Annotated in this window: 21 protein-coding genes and 2 pseudogenes; 10 read left to right on the forward strand and 13 right to left on the reverse strand. The window is 43.9% G+C overall.

Going from position 1 to position 21,534, the window contains the following annotated elements:
* Positions 1-333 precede the first annotated feature (333 nt).
* Entirely contained in the window at positions 334-510 is a 177-nt protein-coding gene (locus tag JCM19039_RS24700; protein WP_193744318.1) for a hypothetical protein, read from the reverse strand.
* Positions 511-642: 132 nt separating this feature from the next.
* Between JCM19039_RS24700 and JCM19039_RS20380 the strand changes: the two genes are divergently transcribed.
* Positions 643-1,092 carry a PH domain-containing protein gene (locus JCM19039_RS20380; RefSeq protein WP_042430794.1) on the forward strand — a complete coding sequence of 150 codons (450 nt, stop codon included), beginning with the start codon at positions 643-645 and terminating at the stop codon, positions 1,090-1,092.
* 638 nt (positions 1,093-1,730) lie between these two features.
* Here JCM19039_RS20380 and JCM19039_RS20385 read toward each other — a convergent pair.
* The 4 genes from JCM19039_RS20385 to JCM19039_RS20400 all read right to left on the reverse strand — a co-directional run bounded on the left by JCM19039_RS20385 (position 1,731) and on the right by JCM19039_RS20400 (position 5,531).
* Positions 1,731-3,041, reverse strand: a complete 1,311-nt coding sequence (locus JCM19039_RS20385; protein ID WP_238545168.1) for a hemolysin family protein — start codon at positions 3,039-3,041, stop codon at positions 1,731-1,733.
* A 271-nt stretch (positions 3,042-3,312) separates the two neighbouring features.
* Positions 3,313-4,215 carry an LCP family protein gene (locus JCM19039_RS20390; RefSeq protein WP_042430796.1) on the reverse strand — a complete coding sequence of 301 codons (903 nt, stop codon included), beginning with the start codon at positions 4,213-4,215 and terminating at the stop codon, positions 3,313-3,315.
* A gap of 55 nt (positions 4,216-4,270) precedes the next feature.
* Positions 4,271-5,248: an MsnO8 family LLM class oxidoreductase gene (locus tag JCM19039_RS20395; RefSeq protein ID WP_042430799.1), complete on the reverse strand. Its 978-nt coding sequence runs from the start codon at positions 5,246-5,248 to the stop codon at positions 4,271-4,273.
* Positions 5,238-5,531, reverse strand: a complete 294-nt coding sequence (locus JCM19039_RS20400; protein WP_042430803.1) for a DUF3219 family protein — start codon at positions 5,529-5,531, stop codon at positions 5,238-5,240. The genes JCM19039_RS20395 and JCM19039_RS20400 overlap by 11 nt, the downstream gene beginning before the upstream one ends.
* Positions 5,532-5,586: 55 nt before the next feature.
* Between JCM19039_RS20400 and JCM19039_RS20405 the strand changes: the two genes are divergently transcribed.
* Both JCM19039_RS20405 and JCM19039_RS20410 read left to right on the forward strand, forming a co-directional pair.
* A complete protein-coding gene (locus JCM19039_RS20405; RefSeq protein WP_042430806.1) occupies positions 5,587-6,828 on the forward strand; it encodes a serine hydrolase in 1,242 nt (413 codons plus the stop codon).
* 198 nt (positions 6,829-7,026) lie between these two features.
* Complete coding sequence (locus JCM19039_RS20410) at positions 7,027-7,593, forward strand: NAD(P)H-dependent oxidoreductase (protein WP_042430833.1); 567 nt, start codon at positions 7,027-7,029, stop codon at positions 7,591-7,593.
* Between the two features lie 642 nt (positions 7,594-8,235).
* On the opposite strand, the gene JCM19039_RS20415 is transcribed toward JCM19039_RS20410, so the two are convergent.
* The gene (locus JCM19039_RS20415) at positions 8,236-9,177 is read right to left on the reverse strand and encodes a hypothetical protein (protein ID WP_052399006.1); all 942 of its coding nucleotides are present in this window, start codon (positions 9,175-9,177) and stop codon (positions 8,236-8,238) included.
* 108 nt (positions 9,178-9,285) lie between these two features.
* On the opposite strand from JCM19039_RS20415, the gene JCM19039_RS20420 reads away from it, so the two are divergent.
* Positions 9,286-9,702 carry an Lrp/AsnC family transcriptional regulator gene (locus tag JCM19039_RS20420; RefSeq protein WP_042430808.1) on the forward strand — a complete coding sequence of 139 codons (417 nt, stop codon included), beginning with the start codon at positions 9,286-9,288 and terminating at the stop codon, positions 9,700-9,702.
* 84 nt (positions 9,703-9,786) lie between these two features.
* On the opposite strand, the gene JCM19039_RS20425 is transcribed toward JCM19039_RS20420, so the two are convergent.
* Complete coding sequence (locus JCM19039_RS20425; RefSeq protein ID WP_042430836.1) at positions 9,787-10,131, reverse strand: helix-turn-helix domain-containing protein; 345 nt, start codon at positions 10,129-10,131, stop codon at positions 9,787-9,789.
* 4 nt (positions 10,132-10,135) lie between these two features.
* Positions 10,136-11,026, reverse strand: coding sequence for a LysR family transcriptional regulator (locus JCM19039_RS20430; protein WP_042430810.1), 891 nt, complete (start codon positions 11,024-11,026; stop codon positions 10,136-10,138).
* 149 nt (positions 11,027-11,175) lie between these two features.
* Here JCM19039_RS20430 and JCM19039_RS20435 point away from each other — a divergent pair, with 149 nt between their 5' ends.
* Positions 11,176-12,264: an NADH:flavin oxidoreductase gene (locus JCM19039_RS20435; RefSeq protein WP_042430813.1), complete on the forward strand. Its 1,089-nt coding sequence runs from the start codon at positions 11,176-11,178 to the stop codon at positions 12,262-12,264.
* A gap of 1,086 nt (positions 12,265-13,350) precedes the next feature.
* On the opposite strand, the gene JCM19039_RS22775 is transcribed toward JCM19039_RS20435, so the two are convergent.
* The 4 genes and pseudogenes from JCM19039_RS22775 to JCM19039_RS20445 form a co-directional block, all read right to left on the reverse strand.
* Positions 13,351-13,599 (reverse strand): hypothetical protein, encoded by a 249-nt coding sequence (locus tag JCM19039_RS22775; protein WP_152550304.1) that lies wholly within the window; start codon positions 13,597-13,599, stop codon positions 13,351-13,353.
* A gap of 176 nt (positions 13,600-13,775) precedes the next feature.
* Positions 13,776-14,663, reverse strand: a complete 888-nt coding sequence (locus JCM19039_RS22780) for a hypothetical protein (RefSeq protein ID WP_152550305.1) — start codon at positions 14,661-14,663, stop codon at positions 13,776-13,778.
* Positions 14,567-15,172 carry a hypothetical protein gene (locus tag JCM19039_RS22785; RefSeq protein ID WP_052399009.1) on the reverse strand — a complete coding sequence of 202 codons (606 nt, stop codon included), beginning with the start codon at positions 15,170-15,172 and terminating at the stop codon, positions 14,567-14,569. Before JCM19039_RS22785 ends, JCM19039_RS22780 begins: the two co-directional genes overlap by 97 nt.
* A pseudogene (locus JCM19039_RS20445) lies at positions 15,165-17,122 on the reverse strand (RND family transporter). Before JCM19039_RS20445 ends, JCM19039_RS22785 begins: the two are co-directional and overlap by 8 nt.
* 261 nt (positions 17,123-17,383) lie before the next feature.
* Between JCM19039_RS20445 and JCM19039_RS20450 the strand changes: the two are divergent.
* Both JCM19039_RS20450 and JCM19039_RS20455 read left to right on the forward strand, forming a co-directional pair.
* The gene (locus JCM19039_RS20450; protein ID WP_042430816.1) at positions 17,384-17,932 is read left to right on the forward strand and encodes a TetR/AcrR family transcriptional regulator; all 549 of its coding nucleotides are present in this window, start codon (positions 17,384-17,386) and stop codon (positions 17,930-17,932) included.
* Between the two features lie 31 nt (positions 17,933-17,963).
* Positions 17,964-18,554: a hypothetical protein gene (locus tag JCM19039_RS20455; protein WP_152550306.1), complete on the forward strand. Its 591-nt coding sequence runs from the start codon at positions 17,964-17,966 to the stop codon at positions 18,552-18,554.
* Between the two features lie 23 nt (positions 18,555-18,577).
* Here the strand turns inward: JCM19039_RS20455 and JCM19039_RS20460 are convergent, their stop codons facing one another.
* Positions 18,578-18,994: a DUF4440 domain-containing protein gene (locus JCM19039_RS20460; protein ID WP_042430821.1), complete on the reverse strand. Its 417-nt coding sequence runs from the start codon at positions 18,992-18,994 to the stop codon at positions 18,578-18,580.
* Between the two features lie 184 nt (positions 18,995-19,178).
* On the opposite strand from JCM19039_RS20460, the gene JCM19039_RS20465 reads away from it, so the two are divergent.
* The 3 genes and pseudogenes from JCM19039_RS20465 (at position 19,179) to JCM19039_RS20475 (ending at position 21,128) form a co-directional block, all read left to right on the forward strand.
* Positions 19,179-19,721 carry a hypothetical protein gene (locus JCM19039_RS20465; protein WP_042430829.1) on the forward strand — a complete coding sequence of 181 codons (543 nt, stop codon included), beginning with the start codon at positions 19,179-19,181 and terminating at the stop codon, positions 19,719-19,721.
* Positions 19,721-20,752, forward strand: a complete 1,032-nt coding sequence (locus JCM19039_RS23485; protein ID WP_081834665.1) for a GNAT family N-acetyltransferase — start codon at positions 19,721-19,723, stop codon at positions 20,750-20,752. The genes JCM19039_RS20465 and JCM19039_RS23485 overlap by 1 nt, the downstream gene beginning before the upstream one ends.
* Positions 20,749-21,128 (forward strand): annotated as a pseudogene (locus tag JCM19039_RS20475) (enoyl-CoA hydratase). The gene JCM19039_RS23485 and the pseudogene JCM19039_RS20475 overlap by 4 nt, the downstream one beginning before the upstream one ends.
* The last annotated feature ends 406 nt before the right edge of the window (positions 21,129-21,534 follow it).

Raw genomic sequence — 21,534 nt, forward strand, 5'->3', positions numbered from 1 at the left:
GAATGAGCAAACTCGGTAACAGATTACAAGGTCACGTGTACAATCCCCGCCCCGGAGTACCCACAAGACGTCGGCGCGAGCCGCGCCGAACCGAGTCCGATTTAGCATCGGCCGCGCTCAGGCCGACAGGTTGCTCGTTTATGGATGTTGAATCTGTGCCCAGCGCGCAAGTTTAGCGGAATGAGCGCCAAAATCGTTAAACTAGGCAAACTTGCGTGCAGAACGTGTAAACTAGCGCGCAAAATAGAAGCATCTTTCGCATTCTATATAGAATGCGAAAGATGCTGAGTACGTGCCTTACACGTACTCAGCATCTATAAAAATTACATGTTTTTAATCGTCTGTGCGCGAAGAAGATTTGGATGCTCGTTTGTTTCGCTGTTCCTTCTCCTCACGATTCACTTCATCGAGTGGCACAGGATCTTCGAATTTATTGTCTTCAACGTTATTGTGTTTTTTGCGAGGATTTCGCTGGAATTGTATCGGATCGCTTTCTTTACGATTCTTCATGAGAAATCACCTCTTAGAGGCACATTTCCACAATATAGCTGAGGTTAAACGTTAGGCTGTTTACTACGAGATGGTGTGTCCCACTTCAGTGACACTCTCGGTGCTGTTTATATACATATTGTGGAGGTTCCGATGACGTTTAAATCACGGGTGAATTACCCATATGTTATTACTGTACACTTCGGGCTTTTTTTATTGTTGGGCGGAGCTGCACTTCATTTATATCCTAATTTTACGGTTTGGGGAACGATTATATTTGTTCTCCTTTTTTCCTCGGTTCTGCTCATCGTGATGTTAATCTGGGCAACGCGCTATGATTTTTATGAGCAATATTTAGAGATTCGAGCAGGTTTAATTAAGGTTAAGGTTGTATACGAGGATGTTTATAAGGTTCAGCGCTTCAATGGTTTGGGGTTGTTTTCTGGCGAGTTTAAGTTACATCTAGCTGGCGACGGCATTGAATTGTTCGTAAGGAATGGACCGTTTGAAAATGTTAGGGTTTCCCCTCGAGACGAACAAGTTTTTATAAGTGAGCTACGTGAGCGAGCTCGTCATGCAGCTTTTGAAATAGAGGAATTGTAATACTTGATTGGCGTAGCGGGATAAGTACGGTACGTGCTTAGAATGGTAGTCATGTCTGAGTTGATTGATCGCTCGTTTTTTCGGTCTGATGTGAGGAGAACGCTGCTGAAGAGCTTGTTCCTCCTCATAAATAAAGAGAGCGCTGAAAAATGGTGCTTCACTCTATAAGTTGCTCGTTAACACAATTCAGGGGGAGCGATACGTGTGGGGATTTCTGCTAAAAAGCGTTCCTCGATGAAGAAAATCCATCATAAGCAGGGTCTACGTGGGATTTTCCATTGATAGCAAACGAAACAATGGTTTACGTTTTTCAATTTCCCTTTCTCAGTGCCTTCCCATCACCTGGGATCGGGTACTGATCAGGGCGTAGAGCGAAAATCAAACCATAGAAACTGAAAATTCAACCATAGGCTAAACAATGGTACGATTTTAGCTAAATTGGCTCATAAATTTAAGACAATCCTACCATAGCAGGGAGACATTCATGGGAGTCTCTAAGTAAAAGCGCGAGGTCACTGAAAAAGTATCTCACTTTCTGCGCTACACGTTAACCCGAACTAATTGATCAAACCTAGTTGTGTTTTCAATTTCCCTTTTTCAGTGGCCTCATAAAAAAACAGGAGGGGGTATGCCCCCTCCTACTCGTCTTCGGATGTGTCTTCTTCTGTGAAGATGATCTCGAGTTTTCGGTAACGATACTCGTCGCGTTTGATGACGCGGATGTCGAGGTCGTCGGTTCGCCAACGCTCTCCTTCTTGAATGCTTGGGTTTTTGGCAAAGAGCCATCCACCAATGGTGTCAAATTCATCTTCATCAATCTTCGTCGGGATGAATTCATTCACATCATCGATGAGGGCGATGCCATCCACAAGCATATGGTTGTCGGCGATCTGTTCAATTTCTGGAATTTCTTCTTCATCAAACTCATCGCGTATATCGCCAACGATTTCTTCGAGAATGTCCTCAATTGTAATCATTCCCGCTGTCCCGCCGTACTCGTCAATGAGTATGGCAAGGTGTGCCCCTTCAGACTGCATCTTCTTAAGCAATCGCTTGATCGGTGTTTGATCGGATACGGTGAGCACTGGGCGAACGATTTCATTTATATCGACCTGCTCATCTTCAACATTCAAGAGCAGGAACTGTTTCGTATTTATAAAGCCGATGACTTCATCTTTGCTTTCACGAATGATCGGGAATCGTGTGAAACGACTCTCTTGAATTACTGCCATCGATTCAGCGAAAGAATCATGAAGGGAAAGACACGTCATATCTGTTCTGGGTACCATAATCTCATGGGCTTTGCGCTCATCAAAGGCAAAGATGTTACTCACATAACCAAACTCAGATTGATTGATCTCTCCGTGCTTCAAACTCTCTGTGAGAATGATCTGCAGTTCTTCCTCTGAATGGGCTTCCTCTCGCTCCGCTGCGGGCTGGATACCGAACAAGCGCACGAAACGGTTGGCAACACCGTTAAGAACAAAAATAATCGGGAAAGCCAGTTTGTAGAACAATCGAAGCGGTCGTAAAATAAAAAATCCAATCGCTTCAGGTTTCTGGATCGCGGCCGTTTTAGGTGCAAGTTCACCAAAAACGACGTGTAAGAATGTGACGATCGCAAAGGCAAAAATAAAGGACGTTGGTGTAATGAGTGTGTCAGGAATGCCGACGGCTTCAAAAATCGGGTGCATAAACCGTTCGACAACCGGTTCACCGAGCCACCCAAGACCGAGCGCGGTAATCGTAATTCCTAACTGACAAGCAGCCAAATACCCGTCTAACTTGTCTACCGTATCTTTCATAAGTGTTGCTGGAACATTACCTTCTTCGATCATTTGATTCAGACGACTGTTACGGATCCTAACGATGGAAAACTCAGATGCTACGAAAAATGCGGTAGCGATAAGCAATAGGAAAAACAGTGTCATACTAACACCGGTACTCAATGAAACATTCTCCTCTGTTTACAGTATGTTGTTATAGATGTTGAATAATGAACCTCGATATGATGAACGATTATAGGCCTCTGAAAACAGGAACATCACCCCTGTAATCGAGTGCAACTCATTATTCTAGATCTTCACTCACCTGCCTCAAAGGAAATATTACGAATTATTATAGCATGAATCCATCGAAAGAGGGATATATGTTTTTCGTTAACGAATGAATTCAATGAACAATCTGACTTCCGCTAAAAAGCCCTTAGAGTCCAAAATGTTACAACTCAAGGTGCTCTTGAAGAGACTCGGATACTTCAGCAATTTTTTCATCGCTGACGAGTAAATAATAGATAGAATCAATATAAGTGGCTGTGCCTGTGAGGGTTTGTTGTTCAATTTGATGTCTTGCTGATTGATAGGCAAAAAGATCGGTCATTTCTTGGAAGGTGAGGTTCGTTTCTACGTTTGTGCCAACTGCTGAAAGAATTTGATCCATTCTCGTGACCGAAGAGATGCGGGCACCTTCTTGTAAAACCCCTTCAATTACTTGTCGTTGACGAATGTTTCTACCGTGATCGCCTTGGGGGTCTTCATACCGCATGCGTACGTATGCGAGCGCAGCTTCTCCGTCAAGCTCAACCGGTCCCTCAATAAATTCAAATCCGTCATACTCAAAATTAAACGCATTATTAACGGTCACGCCACCAACTGCATCAACCATTTCTTGAAAGCCGTCCATATTTATTGTGACCACATAATCAATGGGGATGTCCAGCAGGTTCTCAACCGTATCCATCGCCATCTTTGCACCGCCAAAGGCGTATGCATGATTGATTTTATCTTCAACGTTACGACCAATAATTTCCGTTCGCGTGTCCCGGGGGATGCTCACCATCTGTATCGAGCCCTTCGTTTGATTCACCGTTGCGACAATCATCGTATCTGTTCGCCCAGACGTTTCCTCTTCTGCATCCAATCCGAGTAAAAGAAACGATATCGGGTCACGCTCATCGACGTCTGCAGGCTCTGGTCGGTATAATGATTGCGATTCACGTTCTACAGGTTCATAGATGTCGTCTGCTGTAGACGAGAGGGATGAGTACACATATAGGAAAAGTGCACCACCTGCAACAAGTAGAATTGCCAGAGCTATACTAACGATCCACCAAATTCTCTTCACATTGGTCCCCCCTCACAGTACTTCTATGTCACATATTTATGGTCCAATCATTATTTTAGACCGACGACTGTTTTCTAATACCTAATTCCGTAGCAATGAGTTCGTAGGAACGAATGCGATCAGCGATATGATGAAGTGGGGTATGAATCATCACTTCATTCACGCAAAGCCGTTGAATATGACGAGCGACTTCTTCAGGGTTGCCGACGATCGTTTTCTTTTTAAACGTATCGAACTTCGCTTTTTCATCGGCGGTAAGTTGCCGACCGACCTGAGCAGGAATGCCGTCGCTTCCGTTGCCAACATTCGACTGTTCCTGCCAAACGAACAATGTTTTTGCGAGTCGTTCTGCTTCTTCAGTCGTTTGTGCGCAAATGGCTCCAACCGTCATTAAAGCTTGTGAAGAATCCTTCGGATTTCTAGGCGCATACGTACGATAATAGTCTTCGATGACCGGCAACCCATCGGTATCACTCATCCATTGGCCAAACGCGTACGATGTTCCTTTCGTTGCTGCCATCTGTGCACTTTTTGCACTCGTACCTAAGATCCATGCTTCTGGCTTTACAGGTGGAATCGGGGAGGCGGTGACCGATTCATCGGTTAGATCTATAAAGGATAACAGTTCATCAATGAGTTCTGGCATGCGATACACTTGTTGTAAGAAGTTGTCATTTAGCGCATTCGTCACTTCGGCAGACCCACCCGGTGCACGGCCGATGCCTAAGTCAATGCGACCGGGAAACAATGTCGCTAACGTATGGTGAAGTTCAGCAACTTTAAACGGCTTGTAGTGAGGGAGAAGGATTGCCCCTGTTCCGAGTCGAATCGTAGACGTAGCGGCACCAATATAGGCGAGCAACACTTCAGGTGCAGATGCAGCAAGGCCATTAAGGTCGTGGTGCTCGGTCATCCAATAACGCGTATAGCCAAGCTTCTCTCCGGCGACGGCCAAGTCTTTTGAATCTGAAAAAGCATCTGCAGACGTTTTCCCACTCGCCAACGGTGAACTATCAAGAATGCTAAGCTTCATTCGGGTCGCCTTCTTTCAATTCTAGGGAGTAGAGAGCCGTTTGGTTTTGCTCGTAAAGGTTCGTTAACGATGTTGAGTAGCGGACAATGGTGCCGTAAAAAGCAATATCATCCTCAGGTACTCGGACGTGAAACGCCCCTTGATACAATAAAACAGCTGTATCGTGATACATCTCGGACGTCACTTCAAAATCTATAGAAACTTTCTGCAAGCCGTCCACAGATTCCTGCTTATACTGAACGACCTCTATCGGCGTATCATCCAAATAAATGTGCGTAGCCATGTTTGTGCCTCCTAACAGTAGTGTGCCCCAACCTTATCAAAGGGAGTGATGGAAAGTGAACTGGAATGCTTTAGAAACTTATGTGAATCGATTTGTGCATGAAGAACGGATTCCTTCGGCTTCGATTGCTGTGATGAAAGACGGAGACCTCATCTATACAGGCGGGTTCGGCAAAGCGTGTCCGAATGAACATACCCTTTACGGTACCGCTTCGATTACGAAATCATTCGTGGCAGCGGCTGTAATGCGGTTACATGAAGAGGGGAGGTTGTGTGTGCATGACCGGGTTCAGGATTATTGTCCCGAGTTCTTTGATCGGGAAGTGACAATTGAACACTTGCTTACGCACAGTACGGGGGTTCCGCCTCTCGAACGTCGGGTAGATTTGCAAGGGTTTGATGAGCATTTGCAGTATTTACGTGACGGGTCGTTCTCGCGTCTCGGTGCGCCGGGGGAATATATGAGCTATTGCAATGACACGTTTTTGCTTCTCGGAGCGATTGTCGAAAAAGCAACCAATATGTCGTATTATAGATGTATTGAGGAATTCTTTTTTAAACCTTTAGGGATGAATCGATCAACCTTTCATATAGAAATGCTGAAAAAGATGACAAATGTGTCAACGCCTTACGTACAGGATGGAGGGGAAGTTGCCGTAACGGGTTGGCCCGAGCTCGGCAATTATGCGGTTGGTGGTGGCATTCGATCGAGTGCAAGAAACGTCGTTCAATTTGTGAATGAGCTCGCGCAAAATGAGGAGCGTTACGGGGCGATGTGGACGCCGCGATTTCCACTGGATCGCTATTCGCAGTATGGGTATGGACTCGTCGTTACCCCGGATTATGATGGGCGAACGGTCGTCGGGCATGGTGGCAGTCAGCCTGGGGTTTCGTCGCAGTTTATGTTCGTGCCCGAGGAGAAGCTTTCTCTTGTTGTGTTGACGAACCTTGCCGATGTGGAAGTCGGGAGGTTGGCAACGCCGGTATTGCATACTGCGTTCGGTTTACCTTTGGACAAACCGGTAAATGAGGAGCCACGTATGGAGATTTCGAGACCGACATTGGAACCGCTCGTTGGCGCGTATCGGACAGAGGAAAGCGCGGGTATGATTCATATTTGGACAGAAGGTGATCAGGTTGTTGCTCAGGTGAACGGCGAACGAGAAAACCTTCGCGCGAGTGGAGAAACGACACTTGTCATCGTGCGCAGCGGCAAACCGTTGAATTTCTTTGTGCATCGAATGGAGAACCGGGCGTGGGCGGTGCGGCTCGGGATGAGGATGTACGTGCGGGCGTGATTTGACGTTTGCAGAGGAGATGGATTATGAAATTTAATTCAATTTACATATTTACTTAATTCAATACATAAGCGTCAACCTTGTCATCATGGATGCTTACTTTTGCAACAGTATCTCACTTAAAAGTGCGTACTTACATGATATGAAATTACACTCTATACTCAAGAGAATTCGAAGTTAAAGGAGGGAATAAATTTGATAAAAACACTTGTTGTAGCGGCTCATCCGAGCATGGAAAAATCCACTGTACATAAAAGGTGGTTAGAGGAGTTGAGAAAGCATCCTCAAAAATATACGGTACATGACTTATATAAAACTTATCCAACAGAAAAAATTGATGTGGAAAAGGAAAGGCAATTGATTGAAGCACACGAAAATCTTGTTTTGCAATTTCCAATTCAATGGTTCAACAGTCCATCGCTTTTAAAAAAATGGATGGATGAAGTTTTTGATTATGGCTGGGCTTACGGATCCAATGGTGGAGACAAATTGAAAGACCGAAAAGTGGCATTGGCTGTTTCGGCAGGAATAAGGGTGAGCGATTATAGTGAAAATGGAAGATATGGCCATACTTTGGAACAAATATTGATACCTTTCAAAACGACCTTTTTTTATTGTCAGGCTGATTATCGTTCAATTCATGCATTTTACGGGGAAGAAAAAGAGCCAGGGGGAACGGAAAAGGAAAATTTAAAACCTATGAAAAACGAATTAGAGCGCAATACAGAAAATTATTTACTATTCTTAGATAAGCTACATTCATAAAAGTAATGAAATACTAAGAGAAGTATTCTTATATCATTGATAGAGAGGAATACTTCTTTTGCCCTTAGAGCTACTCAACAATTGTCTCTGATTGGCTAAACGAGTAAATTTCATAATTAAATGATTGAGTATAAAAGACGAATGATTAATATACACGGATCGTCGTTTTGGTTACCACTACTGGAGGATACTTGCACTCCAGAGTATAAGGGCGACATCAACTCACCCTGAACTAGTATTCGTTGTGTCTTCTTTACCTCGGAAGACCGGCTGAGTCACACATCGATATTCGGTCTGCAGGGGCCTCACTTCCGCAGGATGCGGTGGCTTCTACGTTGCACACAGGAGGTGTGCGATCTTAGTAGAAGATTCGCTTACATCTTTTTAAGCAGGCGTCACCGCATCTTGTTTCAATCACTGAATGTGTTTTTTTAACGAACAATAAACAGATAACTAATGCTATTGCTCGTGTTAGTTCTAGAATTAGCATTTATGAAATCGATTCAAGTGTATAGACTCAACTGATGTCGAACTAATCTAAACATTTTAGCTGACCCTTTGTAGTATGTGGTAAAATCTCCTGATTCGCTTGAAGACGGATGACTAAATCAGGATTTGAAATAAATGGCTGTCCAAAAGCGACTAAGTCTGCCTGGTTTTCTTCAACGATGAAATTCCCGTTGTTAGGGGTATATTACCAACAGCTATTAAGGTTTCATCCCACCTTTGTCTAAACAATGTATGGAGCGATCTTTTATCATTCTCAAGTGTAGAACCATAAGTGTCTACAGAGGGGTGAAGTATTTTTATATTATGTTTGGTAAGAATCTCCGTAATCGCGCGTACCATTTCTTCCGGTTGTTCCCACACATAATCCTTATCGTCATCCTTTTTTTCAGAAATTCTAATGCTGATTCGGTTTTTTGGTACAACCTTCTTAACCTCTTTAATAATTAAATCTAAAAATCTTAGTCTATTTTTCAAAGAGCCTCCAAACTCATCTTTTCGCTGGTTTGTTTTATCACTCATAAATTGATCAATGAGGTACCCGTGTGCGGCATGTATTTCAACACCATCAAAACCAGCATCCATAGCGTTTCTTGCTGCTTCCCTATAGTCATCTATTGTTCTGTATATTTCCTCTTTACTTAAAGATTTAGAGGTCTGAAATGTTTGCTTTAATCTGTGAACGAGACCCTTTGCAGCTATGGGAGAAGGGGACACAGGGATATGACCTTTTAAAATTTCCGAATGACTTAATCTGCCTACATGCCAAAGCTGAGCAAAGATTTTAGTTTTATATTTATGAACTTCGTTCGTCACTTTTTTCCAACTTAAGGTTTGAGAGTGCGTGTATATTCCAGGTATTCCATATGTTCCTTTCGCTAATTCATTTATGGCAACACCTTCAGTGATAATTAAGCCTGCACCGTATCTTGCCCTCTTTCCGTAGTAGTCGGCAATTAAATAATTTACTTCTCCGGTGTGATTATCAGCAAACCCTCTCGTCATTGGAGCCATTACAATTCTATTGTCTAGTTTTAAATTCCCAATTCGGTAATCATAAAAGATAGAACATGTCATAATTATCACCTCATAGGGAATTTTAATTCTAAGTCCGTCAATTTACAATGCAATAATTAAGCGATATACTATGAAATACTTTAAAATTTAAAGAAGGAGGGGAAATGAATGTTAGACCATACCGATTACCAAATCTTAGATTTATTAAAAAGAAATGCAAGACTTACATACACCGATATTGGTAAACAAATAAACATGTCCTCTCCAGCTGTTAAAACGAGAATAGAAAGATTAGAAGATAATGTGATTAAGCACTATACGGTAGAGGTAAATAATAAAATCTTGAATAAAGGAATTCATGGCTTTGTTTTATTTAAAACAGAAAGCTGTGAAAGACTAACCAATTATTGTAAAGAAAACAGTAATATCACGGATTTATGGAGGATTAGCGGAGAGTATAATTATCTTGCTGAAGTTGTTTGTGAGAAGAACGATGAGTTAGAGCAAATTTCAAAAGATACAACACACTTTGCCTTTTCAAATATATTATCAGTTTTAGGGAGTTATAATGTTTGTAATGATTAAAAAATTTTAATGTAGTCAACTCATACAAAAAACCTGATGATTGAATCATTAGGTCTTTTTGTGATTACTAGATAGTTTCAATGATTACACTTCAGTATTATGATTAATTTCGCCCCAGTCACACATCATATCCAAAATTGGGAGAAGGGATCGTCCGCGTTCAGAAAGTGAATACTCTACTTTTGGAGGAATCTCTGGGTATTCTCTACGTATCACAATGCCATCTGCTTCCATTTGTTTTAACATCACACTTAATGTCTTGAAAGGAATAGATGCTATGTTACGCTTTATTTCGTTAAATCGCATGACCTCATTTTCAGACAACCAATAAAGGATAATCATTTTATATTTACCGCCGATGATAGACAATGTGTATCCAAAACCTGTATCTTTTAGGGCAATGCCGTTCGGGACACAAGTTTTTTTCATTTCATTATGCATATTCTTTCCCTCCTTCAGTACATCCGTGAGCATCTGCTATACATTCGGTAAAAGCGGTGAATGCGCTGCTAGAAAATGGACTTTTACGAGCGACGAGTCGGGAAGTCATCACTTTGAATTGCTCGGGAACATCATAGCTCTGAATGTGTTTTTCTTTTAATTTAATTGCTGGTTCCGTCAGCAGAGTGTAACCAATTCCTGCCCGTACGCAGTTGAGCATCGTATCCAATGTACTGACCTCAATGATATTGTCAAACGAAATTCCTTGACTTCGAAGCCAATCGTAATTCGCTTTGCGTAAGGGACAGCCTTTTGGGAAAACCACCCATGCAGCCTTTTCTAAATTTGGGAACGATGCATTTTCTTTTTCGAGCCCCGTCACTAGTAACACTTTTTCTTGAAATTCATAATAAACTTTTAAATAAGTAAGATCATATTCACCTGTCAAAAAAGCCCCGTCTAATTCACCATTAATCACTTTTTGGAAATTTTCAGGTGAGGTAGCGGTGTTGAGTGTTAGGGAAACTTCGGGATACTTTTTCTGAAACGATGATAAAGCGCTAATGAAAGTAGGCGTAGCTGCAATCGTTTCCACGACGCCGATGGTAAGTGAGCCGCATGGATATTTAGGTTCTTGAACAGCCGATATGGTTTCTTCTGTCATTTGTAAAATTTCATTCGCATATTTACACAGGAGCAAACCTTTCTCTGTAGGATAAACCCCTTTCCGATCACGATGAAAGAGTTGAACACCAAGTTCCAATTCCAGCTTGCGAATTCTCATCGTAATATTCGATTGAACGTAGCCAAGTTTTTCAGCGGCTTTTGTTAGACTACCTTCACGTTGAATCATAACAACCATTTTTAAATCTGTTAACTCCATCATCATCCTCCCTTAACATCATCAAATAAATTGATGATATCATCTTATTTAATCATTTTACGATATGTCACGGAGCACTTACAATAAGTTTAAGTAAACAATCTTTCGAAATAAGATGGTTGCAGATCAAGAAGAAGGGAGAAATTTAAATGAAAGACACTTCAAAAATGCTTTCAACCTACACTTTAGGTCACCTCGAATTATCGAATCGTGCGGTACTATCGCCGATGACCCGTACAAGCGCAGAATCATCTGGAAAAGCAACGGCTGAAATGGCACGTTATTACGCCCGTTTTGCCAAAGGGGGTTTCGGATTAGTCATTACAGAAGGAATTTATTTTAATTATGAGAACAGTCGAAGTTACGCTAACCAACCAGGAATTGCAGATGATGAACAGGCCAAATCTTGGAAACCTGTTGTCGAAGCCGTGCATCATGAGGAAGGAAAGGTCATTGCACAGCTCATGCATGGCGGGGCACTTGTCCAGCATGAGGATTTCGTATCGATCGCGCCTTCCGCCGTAGCACCAGTAGGAGAGATGCTGGCAGAGCATGGCGGAAGCGGGAAATTCTCAACACCAAGAAAGATGACTAATGATGAAATTCAGTATGTGATTGATAGCTTTGCATTAGCTGCTGTCCGTGCAAAAGAAGTAGGATTTGATGGCGTAGAAGTGCATGGAGCTAACGGCTATTTGCTTGACCAGTTTGTAACCGATTATACAAATCAGCGGACAGATGAGTATGGTGGTTCCACAGAGAAACGTATTCGTCTGATTGTTAAGGTTTTACATGCCATCCGAGCAGCTGTAGGGTTAGATTATGTTGTCGGTGTGCGAATTTCTCAGGGGAAAGTAAACGATTTTCATCACAAATGGGCAGGGGGAGAAAAAGATGCCGAAATTATTTTTGAACAGATAGCTCAGGCTTTCCCAACCTATATTCATACAACAGAGTATAAAGCATTCGCACCTGCTTTTTCAGATAGCCAACACACATTGGCGGCGCTGGCAAAACGCTACAGCAAGCTTCCGGTCATTGCAAACGGAAAATTAGGCGAACCAAAAAAAGCTGAAAGTCTGCTGGAAAATGGTGAGGCAGACATGATTGCGATAGGAAAAGAGGCACTTGTCAATGCGGATTGGGTACACAAGGTCAAAGAAGGAAAGCCGCTGAAACCTTTTCATCACCAATATTTAGAACCGATTGCTACGTTGAGAAAAGAAGAGTATGCATGAACGTACATTTGGAATTGCTTTTGTCTCAATGTCTGAGACAAAAGCCCGTGGAAAACGAGCCAAAGAAGCCGTAAATAGATGAAAAAACAGGCAAGATACTAGTAATTAAAACAAGTTGTTCAACAGCCTAAAAACCGCCTAAAAGCGGTTTTTATTTGCTTACGATGCAGTATATGCAGATCAATTAGCTTCACTCGCTGCCAATGGACCCGTTCATCATGAGTTTCATGTGAGCAATTTAGGAGAGGGAAGTTTGTATAATAGTACTAAAACAAGCGTAATTTGTTAACGTTATTAGTGAATCAATATGTTGAAAATGAAATCATCATTCAGTGTGAATGTATGCTTGTTCGGTAACTACCGTACCCAAGGCATGTATGTTTACAAAATTCTACTGTAGAAGTTGACAGTAGTACATTTTATTATTTGTGTAACGATACAAAAAAGAAGTTTAAAATGGATTAACGATATACGTTAAACTAAAGAAATTCACTGAATCCTATGATCGAGATTGCTCTTTACGGGCAAACGCCGGCATATTGTCTGTTGAAGTTCACTTCGACAATTTTGGGGCTGATCGTTGTTCGTCACTGCAGAGTTTGCTGACAACACAGAAAGCGATTGTCGAAGGGTAAAAAGACGTGACCGATGGTCATCAATTGGCGTAAGGAATGTTACGATCTGTCACTTATGTGACATTCAGACCTCAACTGTCACGTATATCGAGATTTGTGACAATTGGTTCCGTTTATGTGCGGATCCATTTTTAAAATGAGGACTTTTCCTTGCCCAAGTGTCACATAATTTAGTTTCTATGACACTTGGACTTTTTTCTATAAACCCTAACTAGTAGACAGAAAAGTGAACCGGTGCCGCTCTTATGCTTTGGAGCATAAAGTAAACTCAGCGATCACAAGAGGAACGCAGTAATAGACGATGTTGACCTTATCGTCTGCACTAAAAGCACCCGCTCGTGGTGGAAAGCAGGAACCACCAGTGCAAATTAGGAAAATGTAAATCTCATCCTATATAGATCGTAAAAAACCAGGCGCATCGGTATCCGACCGATGCGCCTGGTTTACTAATCTATTGGAAAAGCTGAAGCAACCGATCCCAAAATGAGTTGTCTTCGTCTTCAACGGGTTCGTCTTCTTCTTCAGGTAATGTGAGTGACGCCGTTTGGATGACGAATTGCACGCTGTTCACATTGCCTTTCTCTGGTGCTACGAAAGAGACGGCATCGTAATCGGATTTGTCGTACTGGGAAATCATGTCGTCGATTTCTTCTTGCATTTGATCAGGAATTTCTTCGGTTGCTTCTTGTAGTTCACCCATGCCGGCATGGATTTCTCCGATGCCGTTGCTAAGAGCAGGCACCCCTTCGGCTGTCTCGGCAATGCCGTCGTTGATTCCACTATAAGAGGAGTTCAGCTCGTTTACGCCATCGGTATATTCAACGAGACCGGAATGGAACGTGCTATACTCATTTGCTAGTGTTTCAATACCGTTTGCTAGCTCATTGAGCCCCTCAGCGCCATCAAACTGCCAAGTTCTTGTTCGAGTTGATCGTTTAGTTCATCAATGCCGCCTGCCATTTCACGAGCGGCACCCCCCATCTCTTCGGCTGCCGGTTGGATGGCTCTTAACCCTTCTTTGACAGCGGCGTGTGTCGCTTTTACGGTTTGCGCCGCTTCGTATTGCTCCACGAGTTTGCCGACGGTTTCAGATTCAGGGTTTTCCGCGAATAATGTTTGGAGTTCTTCTTCAGAGATATTTGCTTCTGGAATGCCGCCAATGGCGGACTCTAGTGCCTCATACGCTTGACTATGGCCGCTGCCGAGCTCATCAAGCCCATTCGCCAATGAACGCATGCCTCCAGACAGCTCGTCAAGTGCGCTAAACAGTTCATCTCCGGCGCCAAAGTCAACATCCAAATCTGCGCCACTTAAAGCTGAATTTAGTTCTTGTAAACCTTGCTGAATGTCTTGTGATCCGCCGGCTAATTCACTACCTGCATCGGCTGTTACTTGCATGCCGCTCGCATAATCAGCTGAACCATCACTTAACTCAACCAATCCAGACGTGAGATCTTCGGTTCCTGTTTGCACGTCAGATAAGCCAGAGCGCAAATCGGAAATTGCTCCGGTGAGGGAGTCGAATCCTTCAGTTAGTTCGTCTGTATCCGGAGAGTCTATGGAAATGGATGCAGGTAACGCGGCAATTTCGATCCCATCAAACTCAAAATTTGAAATGTGTGCAGATAGCTCAAACTGCTCTTCTTCTTCAGGCATGACCGTGTAGGTTAACTGCTTATCTTTACCTGCATGGGCAACGGTAGCGTCGGGTGCATCAATTTGATCGACCCGCTCACTTTTAAATGGCACTGAGATTTGGACCATGTAGTTCTCAAAAAAGCGCCTTCCACATCTTCATTTTCCGATACCGAAATCGACATGCCGAATTGTCCAGATTGCCCGATCAGGTCGTGAGGTTCTACTTCTTCGCCGTCTAATTCATACTGAATGTCGATTTGCCAAGGCAATGGTGTATCACGATGTAAATTGCCTTGATAAAAAAACGGATCATCTGAAGCTTCTACGTGAATCTCATCTCCTGAATGCTCAATGTCTGACACGTCGGTCAAGTTAATAACTTCTTCATAAGACCCATAATCAGTCACCGTTCCAGGTTGTTTAATGTCCAAGCTGTTCACGACGTACATCTGTTCCATCGACCCGTCGGCGAACAAGTTTGCGTACACAATCTCATCTTTTCCTTCAATTTCCCCTTGCCCACTCGTCGGCGTATCCGTGTTGGCGGTGAGCGTATCGCTTGAACCGGCGAGTACAGTGACCGGTGTTGTACTTAGCAACAATGCAGCGGTGGCGGTCGTTAATCTTCTAAGCATCGGTCTTCTCCTCCTCCTCAAAATAATTCGGTTTATATGTCGTTTTCTTAATGAATCGATCCCCTACGAGCAACAATGCTGGTAGCAAGAAGATAACGAGTACAAACGCTAGCAAAGCTCCTCTTCCAAGCAATAATCCAATCGAAGACACAGTCGGGTTGTCAGACGTGAACCATAGAATAAACCCAACGCTCGAAAGGATGGTTGCGGAAACGAGAATGGAAAACAGCTTTTCGTCAAGCGCACGTTTCATCGCAGGCATCGCTGGCATTTCTTTTCGGTACTCTTTGTACGTTTCCTTTAGCAATATCCCGTAATCAATCGTCGCGGCTAATTGAACCGTACTTACAACGAGGTAGCCGACAAAAACGAGGGAATCATCGGTGAAGTACGGAATTGACAAGTTGATCCACACCGCAGCTTGAATGGTCACGAGCAGGATGATTGGGATCGATAAAGATTTGAAAGTAATCATGAGCACAATCGCGATTGAAACGATCGTCATCGTGTTCACCACTTGATTATCAACCGTGACCGTCTCTTTCATATCGTACAACGTGGCACTTTCCCCTAAATGGTGGGTCTCGTCACCGTAATACTCGGATGAAAGAGCGCGTACTTGTTCCACGAGTGCAAACGGTTCATCTCCTTCAATGCCGATGCTCGTAAAAATCATCATCCGACTGTAGTTTTCTGAGAGAAACTCTTCGGTTACCGTATCTTCAAGAAACTGAGAAGGAATCGCTGTGCCGATCATCGTCGCATAAGACATGACCGAATCCACATAGGACAAGTCCTCGATCTCCTCCGCCAACGCTGCTTCTCTTGCAATGTCATCGTTGGGTACGAGTAAAACCATCGGCGTGGATTGCCCGAATGTCTCATCAATTTGCCGCGCATCCGCACCGGCCCGCGTTTCCTCCGGAAGTTCCCCTAAGCCGTAGATAAAGCTCGTGCTGCTTTGAGCGAGAAAACTTGGCACGATTAAGATGGCAACGAGAATAATGGCGGGAAAACGGAACTTAACAATCTTTGCACCGACGCCAGTAAAATCAGGAATTAAACTTCGGTGCTCAGTTTTTTCCATCCAACGATAGAACGTAAGTGTGAGAGCTGGTAATAGCACGGTCACAGAGATGAAACTGAACACGATCCCTTTCACAAGGTTCAAACCGAGGTCAGCGCCAATCTCAAAGTCCATCAACATGAGTGACATAAACCCGAAAAACGTCGTTAGCGCACTCACTAAGATGACGGGGAATGACGCTTTCATCGCTTTTGCCATCGCCTCTTCAGGTGTGTTGTTTTTCTTTCGTTCATCTGAAAATGCGTGCAGTAGAAAAATCGCATAGTCTAATGAGACGGCAAGTTGGAGGACAGGGCAACCGATTGGGTGATAAACGAGATTTCTCCGAGAAAGATATTCGTTCCAAGGTTAATGATGACACTCACCCCGATGGCGGTGAGAAAGAAGATCGGTTCAATCCACGACTTCGTCGAGAGGACGAGAATGACAATCATCGTTGGCACGAGTAGGAGTGCTGCAAACAGCGCTTCATCACTTGCCATCGTTTGTTGAGTCGCAGTGTTCACCGCTTCTCCGGTAATGGCATTATTCTCACCGATGAGCGCATAGATGTCTTCGGTTGCATCCACTTCCATTTCGCTTTCGATCGTAATGGAAAAGAGTGCATTCCCGTCCTGGTAGTACGATTCAATCACACTCTCATCTTGCATTTGCAATGGTGTTTGCAAATCAACCAAGTCATCGAGCCAGGTGACGCCCGTTACGCCGTGCACGTCTCCTAACTGTTCTTTATAAACGAGGGCTTCTTGAATCGAGACGTCTTCAATAAGCACCTCAGCATTCGGCATTGCCCCGTCAAATTCATTATCCATCACTTCCAAACCTTCAGTTGAAGGCGCCTCATCTGGCAAATAATCGACCATGTTGTAGTTTGTGGACACAAACAATGTGGACACTGCGGAGATGAGCGTTAAAATTGTGAAAAAGAATACAACAGATTTTTTATACTTAAGTATGAACTGTATGAACAAATGCGTTCCCCACCTATATTGACTTTTAAAATGTACATTTCATATTATATATACACAGTGTTGTCTAAACAACAAACAGTTGTGTAATGTTTGTTAAGAAACCAACACAGTCAACTGAATCTGTTGGAGAACAACGAAAACGAGGGGATTGTAATGGACCGAAGAAAGAAGTATACGCGTAGGGTGCTCGCAGAATCTCTCATTGGTTTACTGAAAGATAAGCCAGTGGCTAGTGTGACGGTAAAGGAGCTTTGTGAAGCAGCAGATGTGAATCGCTCCACATTTTATAGTCATTTTAATGATCCGTATGACCTTTTGAATCAGATTGGTGAGAAATTTGAGAGTGACCTTTATGAAACGCTTCATCAGTATGACTTTGCTGAAGAAGAGGAGGAGCTTCTCATGACAGAGAAGATCTTCGAATACATTGAAGAGCAGCGTAAGTTGTGTATCGTGCTTCTCAGTAGCCATGGAGATGTGACGTTTAAAAGACGTGTCATGGAGGTGGCTAAAGATTATGTTCTTGGGAGGTGGAACGTGGAGCGGGAGGCGGATATCCCTGAGCACATTCCAAGGTTGATGATTAGTGGAACGATTGATGTGATTGAACATTGGTTAAAAGACGAGAGGCACGAATCCCCAAAGGAACTGGCAGCGATGCTTCACCAGTTCAAAAACTATGGTCTTAGAAGCTTTTCATAAGTTGTCATGTTGAGGCATAGTCTATAAGTGAATGGAGGAGGTTATTATCCGTTTACGAGAATTGGACAATACGGACCGAGTCATCCTTCAACCAAGTGACGTGGAAGAAGTTCGAAGGGTAGCGCTCGATGAACGAACGATTCGTTTTTGCCTTACCGACTGTTTATTTGTCGTTTATGAGGACGAACCTATGAAAGCGATTGGGCTTCATTTCATGTTTAAACAGGAACGAATTCAATGGATTGAATATGATTTAAGCACTGGAGCGGTTCAATATCAAGCGCAGTTGGGATCGAGCTATTATAAAGACGGGACGTTTAGCATTTTGAACAATGGTTCCGTGCCAGTGACTGATATTCAGCAAGTTGCGGCGGCTTCATATTTACTGATACGGCAAATCTTTCATTATATGATTCAGCGCCCGTCCTCAGTTGCGGTTCGGACTGTGACGAGTGCCATGCAATTGCCTAATGTGAGGACGAAGCAAGTGCGCGTCTCTGTTCGTCGGTACAACGTGTATACGAACCGAGTAGAGCGGAGGCTCGTTGACCGGCATACTGAGCGTGGTCTCCGGATACGGTGTGGGTATGTTCTAGCGCAGGAGACCGGGTTTCACGAGTGAAGCCAAATCATCAACCTGAGATGCTATGACGGGGGCGCGGCGGCTTCCCCTTTCTCTTCGTACCATCGAACCATTCGCCACACGTGATCTTCTTCTTTTTTCCATACTTCGATTGACAAGCCAAACACTTCATGATCTGCCCCTTGAAAATGAACCCGATAACTTACAGCCGCTTGTTCGGGGGTTTGAACAATCACTTCTAGGTTCGTGTATGTGAAAGAGATGTGTTGGCCGTTGTAAAACTGGGCGCCCTGTTTGTTTCCGTCTTTGATCGTATTACAATCATACGTTTCGACTTTACCGGTTGTAGGCATAAATAGATAGCCGGTGAATGCCTCCGAGTAATAGTTGTTAAGCGCCACGTATTCTCCATGTGAAAATTGGTTATGTAAATGTTGCATCCGCTTGATCTGCTCGATAACCTCGTGCTTAATGTCCACGATAACGCCTCCTTTATCTTTTCCTAAGTATTCAATTGATCGTGTGGAGATTCCTTTGTATACACCGAAAGTCCTGATTGTTCTCGCTTGTACCCGACGATTGGATGTATTATGATCAACGTAATGAAACGTTTTCCTCAGCAACTCGTCATAGTAGGTGAGGAGTGAGGCTCATGAAGGTTGGTTGCTCGTTGTTGTTGTCGTATTGCTTGTGAGTTGCGATAATTCAGATAAAAACAACACAGATGACGAGATTGTGACATCGGTAACGGTTGATTACGAAGTGTATCCGTTTCCGGAATTAATTGATTGTGCAGATGTAATTGCCGAAGTGCAAATTGGTCGGGTTGTTAAAGAAATAGACACCGGGACACCGAGCACCATCTTAGAAGGAGAGATTCTGGATGTGTTAAAAGGAGAACCGACCCGGCGAACGATCCAGTTTAAACAAGAAACGCAAGAAGAGATACAAGTGAACGGTCAATCTGTCTATAACCGTGACGACGTGTACGTGTTCTTTTTTAAGGAAGCGCCGGAAGATTCATACGACTATTGGATCATTAGCTTAGATTCGGGTGCGTTTCTCGCGACAGGTGACGTGTTTGAGCAAGGTACGTATACGTATACGGACTTGGAAGATTTGGAGCCGAGCGGACAATCGGTTGTAGAACGAGACGTGTTAAAATCAACGATTGCAGATCAAGTCTCATCGAAGGATGATGAATAATGAAAGAATTTGTAGAGCGACAAATGGAGAAAGCGATGGCGACGGTCTACTTTGACGAGTCGCTTGGCTTGCGGGAACAATCGGCTGACTTGGCGGTAATTCACCGCGTCATTGCGGAACTAGAAACGTTGCTTTATTCGGACGAAACGGGGTCTTCTGAGAAACACCAACTACGGGGCGCATTAGGAAACTTATATCGCTTTGCCAATGAGCCTGAACAAGCGATTGATTATTTGATGTTTAATGTGTCAGAAGCGATGCACGATCATGATAAACACCGAGAGGCCGTCGCCCGCATCCGGCTAGGGGAAGCGTTCAAATATGCAGAACAGCATAAGCGTGCGTTGGAACAGTTTGAGTGGGCGCTTCGTCATAATGAGCGATACAAAGACTTTGCTTTGCAACACCAAGGCAAATGCTTACTAGAGCTTGGCAGAATTGAAGAGGCCATCATTTGTTTTGAGACAGCTCTTTCAATCCGGCGTGAAAAAGATGATGAATCTTTAATTGCCTCAACAGAAGCGGCGATTCGCTACGTTAAGGACGGACAGCCTCTCCGTGTTCAGCAGCTCGTACAAAACGATCGTCTCTTTGGACGAGCTGTCGATTTATTTTGGAAAACGTGGGGCGAAGAAGGGGGCCGTCTGTTTTATGAGGATGCGATGACGCATGCTCTGACAGATGTAGAAGGGATCCCGAGCTTTTATATCGCCGTAAAAGGCGATGTGATTGTCGGTACATACGCCCTTTTACGAAATGACCTAAATAGCCGGCAAGATTTGCAGCCGTGGCTTGCTTGTTTGTACGTGGACCCGGAGATGAGAGGGGGCGCCCTCGGTGCGAAGTTACTCGGCCATGCTCTCGTTGAAACGGAGAGGAGAAGCTACCGGTCACTGCACCTCACGTCTGATTTGCACGGATATTACGAAAAGTACGGCTGGAAAAACATCGGACTCGCTTACAATACGTCAGGAGAAAGCATCCCGCTTTTTCATAATTATACAAGAAAAGAAGGGGCCGACCAGTCATGACTATGACACAAGGAGAAGTCATCACCTTTGAGCGAACCTTCACGCGAGCAGAAGTCGAACAATTTACTGAGTTGTCCATGGATTCAGGTAACCACCATGTACACCCTGATGAACAAGGAAGACTCATGCTCCAAGGGCTACTCACAGCAACAATGCCAACGAAGATTGGCGGAGATGAAAACGCATCGCGCGCACGATGACATTCCATTTTAAAAAACCAGTGTACGCTGACGAGCAGATCCGCTGTGACGTCACGATCGATAAACTAATGGCAAAAGCGAATGGCCGTACCGCACTTTTAGCATCATTCGTATGTACGAACGAACAAGAAGAGAGCGTTTTAGAAGGCAATTTTGACGGTGTCATCATCAAGTAGTGATCTAGATGGCTAAGTCGTGATCTATATAAGTTGAACGAAAGAATTTCTTCAAGAAGCAAAGGTAAGCTTGATAAGTGCAAACTGTGCTCGAGTTGGGGAGTGTCTCAGGAAAAGCGGTCTGTTCTCATAAACTAGGGAACAGATTGCCGGGGCACCAGTACAATCCCCGCCCCGAAGTAACCACAAGACGTCGGCGCGAGCCGCGCCGAACCGAGTCCGATTTGGCGTCGGCCCCGCAGGGGCCGACGTGTCGTTGGCACTTCATCCTGGAATCTGCGCGCAAGTTGGAATAAACTGCGCGCAAGTTTGGCGAAATCGACGCTAAAATCAATGAAAAGCGAAAACTTGCGCGCAGATGGGGGGAACTCGCGCGCAAAATGACTCCCCTAGCACCGCGCTACCC

This window comes from Geomicrobium sp. JCM 19039, assembly GCF_000698145.1.
Classification (GTDB): domain Bacteria; phylum Bacillota; class Bacilli; order Bacillales; family Marinococcaceae; genus Geomicrobium_A.

Excerpts from the sequence above, each read along its gene's own strand:
- JCM19039_RS24700 (WP_193744318.1), bottom strand. The coding sequence starts at position 510 with ATGAAGAATCGTAAAGAAAGCGATCCGATACAATTCCAGCGAAATCCT.
- JCM19039_RS20380 (WP_042430794.1), top strand. The coding sequence starts at position 643 with ATGACGTTTAAATCACGGGTGAATTACCCATATGTTATTACTGTACAC.
- JCM19039_RS20395 (WP_042430799.1), bottom strand. The coding sequence starts at position 5,248 with ATGAAGCTTAGCATTCTTGATAGTTCACCGTTGGCGAGTGGGAAAACG.
- JCM19039_RS20400 (WP_042430803.1), bottom strand. The coding sequence starts at position 5,531 with ATGGCTACGCACATTTATTTGGATGATACGCCGATAGAGGTCGTTCAG.
- JCM19039_RS20415 (WP_052399006.1), bottom strand. The coding sequence starts at position 9,177 with ATGACATGTTCTATCTTTTATGATTACCGAATTGGGAATTTAAAACTA.
- JCM19039_RS20420 (WP_042430808.1), top strand. The coding sequence starts at position 9,286 with ATGTTAGACCATACCGATTACCAAATCTTAGATTTATTAAAAAGAAAT.
- JCM19039_RS20425 (WP_042430836.1), bottom strand. The coding sequence starts at position 10,131 with ATGAAAAAAACTTGTGTCCCGAACGGCATTGCCCTAAAAGATACAGGT.
- JCM19039_RS20430 (WP_042430810.1), bottom strand. The coding sequence starts at position 11,026 with ATGGAGTTAACAGATTTAAAAATGGTTGTTATGATTCAACGTGAAGGT.
- JCM19039_RS20435 (WP_042430813.1), top strand. The coding sequence starts at position 11,176 with ATGAAAGACACTTCAAAAATGCTTTCAACCTACACTTTAGGTCACCTC.
- JCM19039_RS22775 (WP_152550304.1), bottom strand. The coding sequence starts at position 13,599 with ATGGGTGAACTACAAGAAGCAACCGAAGAAATTCCTGATCAAATGCAA.
- JCM19039_RS22780 (WP_152550305.1), bottom strand. The coding sequence starts at position 14,663 with ATGGTCCAAATCTCAGTGCCATTTAAAAGTGAGCGGGTCGATCAAATT.
- JCM19039_RS22785 (WP_052399009.1), bottom strand. The coding sequence starts at position 15,172 with ATGCTTAGAAGATTAACGACCGCCACCGCTGCATTGTTGCTAAGTACA.
- JCM19039_RS20450 (WP_042430816.1), top strand. The coding sequence starts at position 17,384 with ATGGACCGAAGAAAGAAGTATACGCGTAGGGTGCTCGCAGAATCTCTC.
- JCM19039_RS20455 (WP_152550306.1), top strand. The coding sequence starts at position 17,964 with ATGGAGGAGGTTATTATCCGTTTACGAGAATTGGACAATACGGACCGA.
- JCM19039_RS23485 (WP_081834665.1), top strand. The coding sequence starts at position 19,721 with ATGAAAGAATTTGTAGAGCGACAAATGGAGAAAGCGATGGCGACGGTC.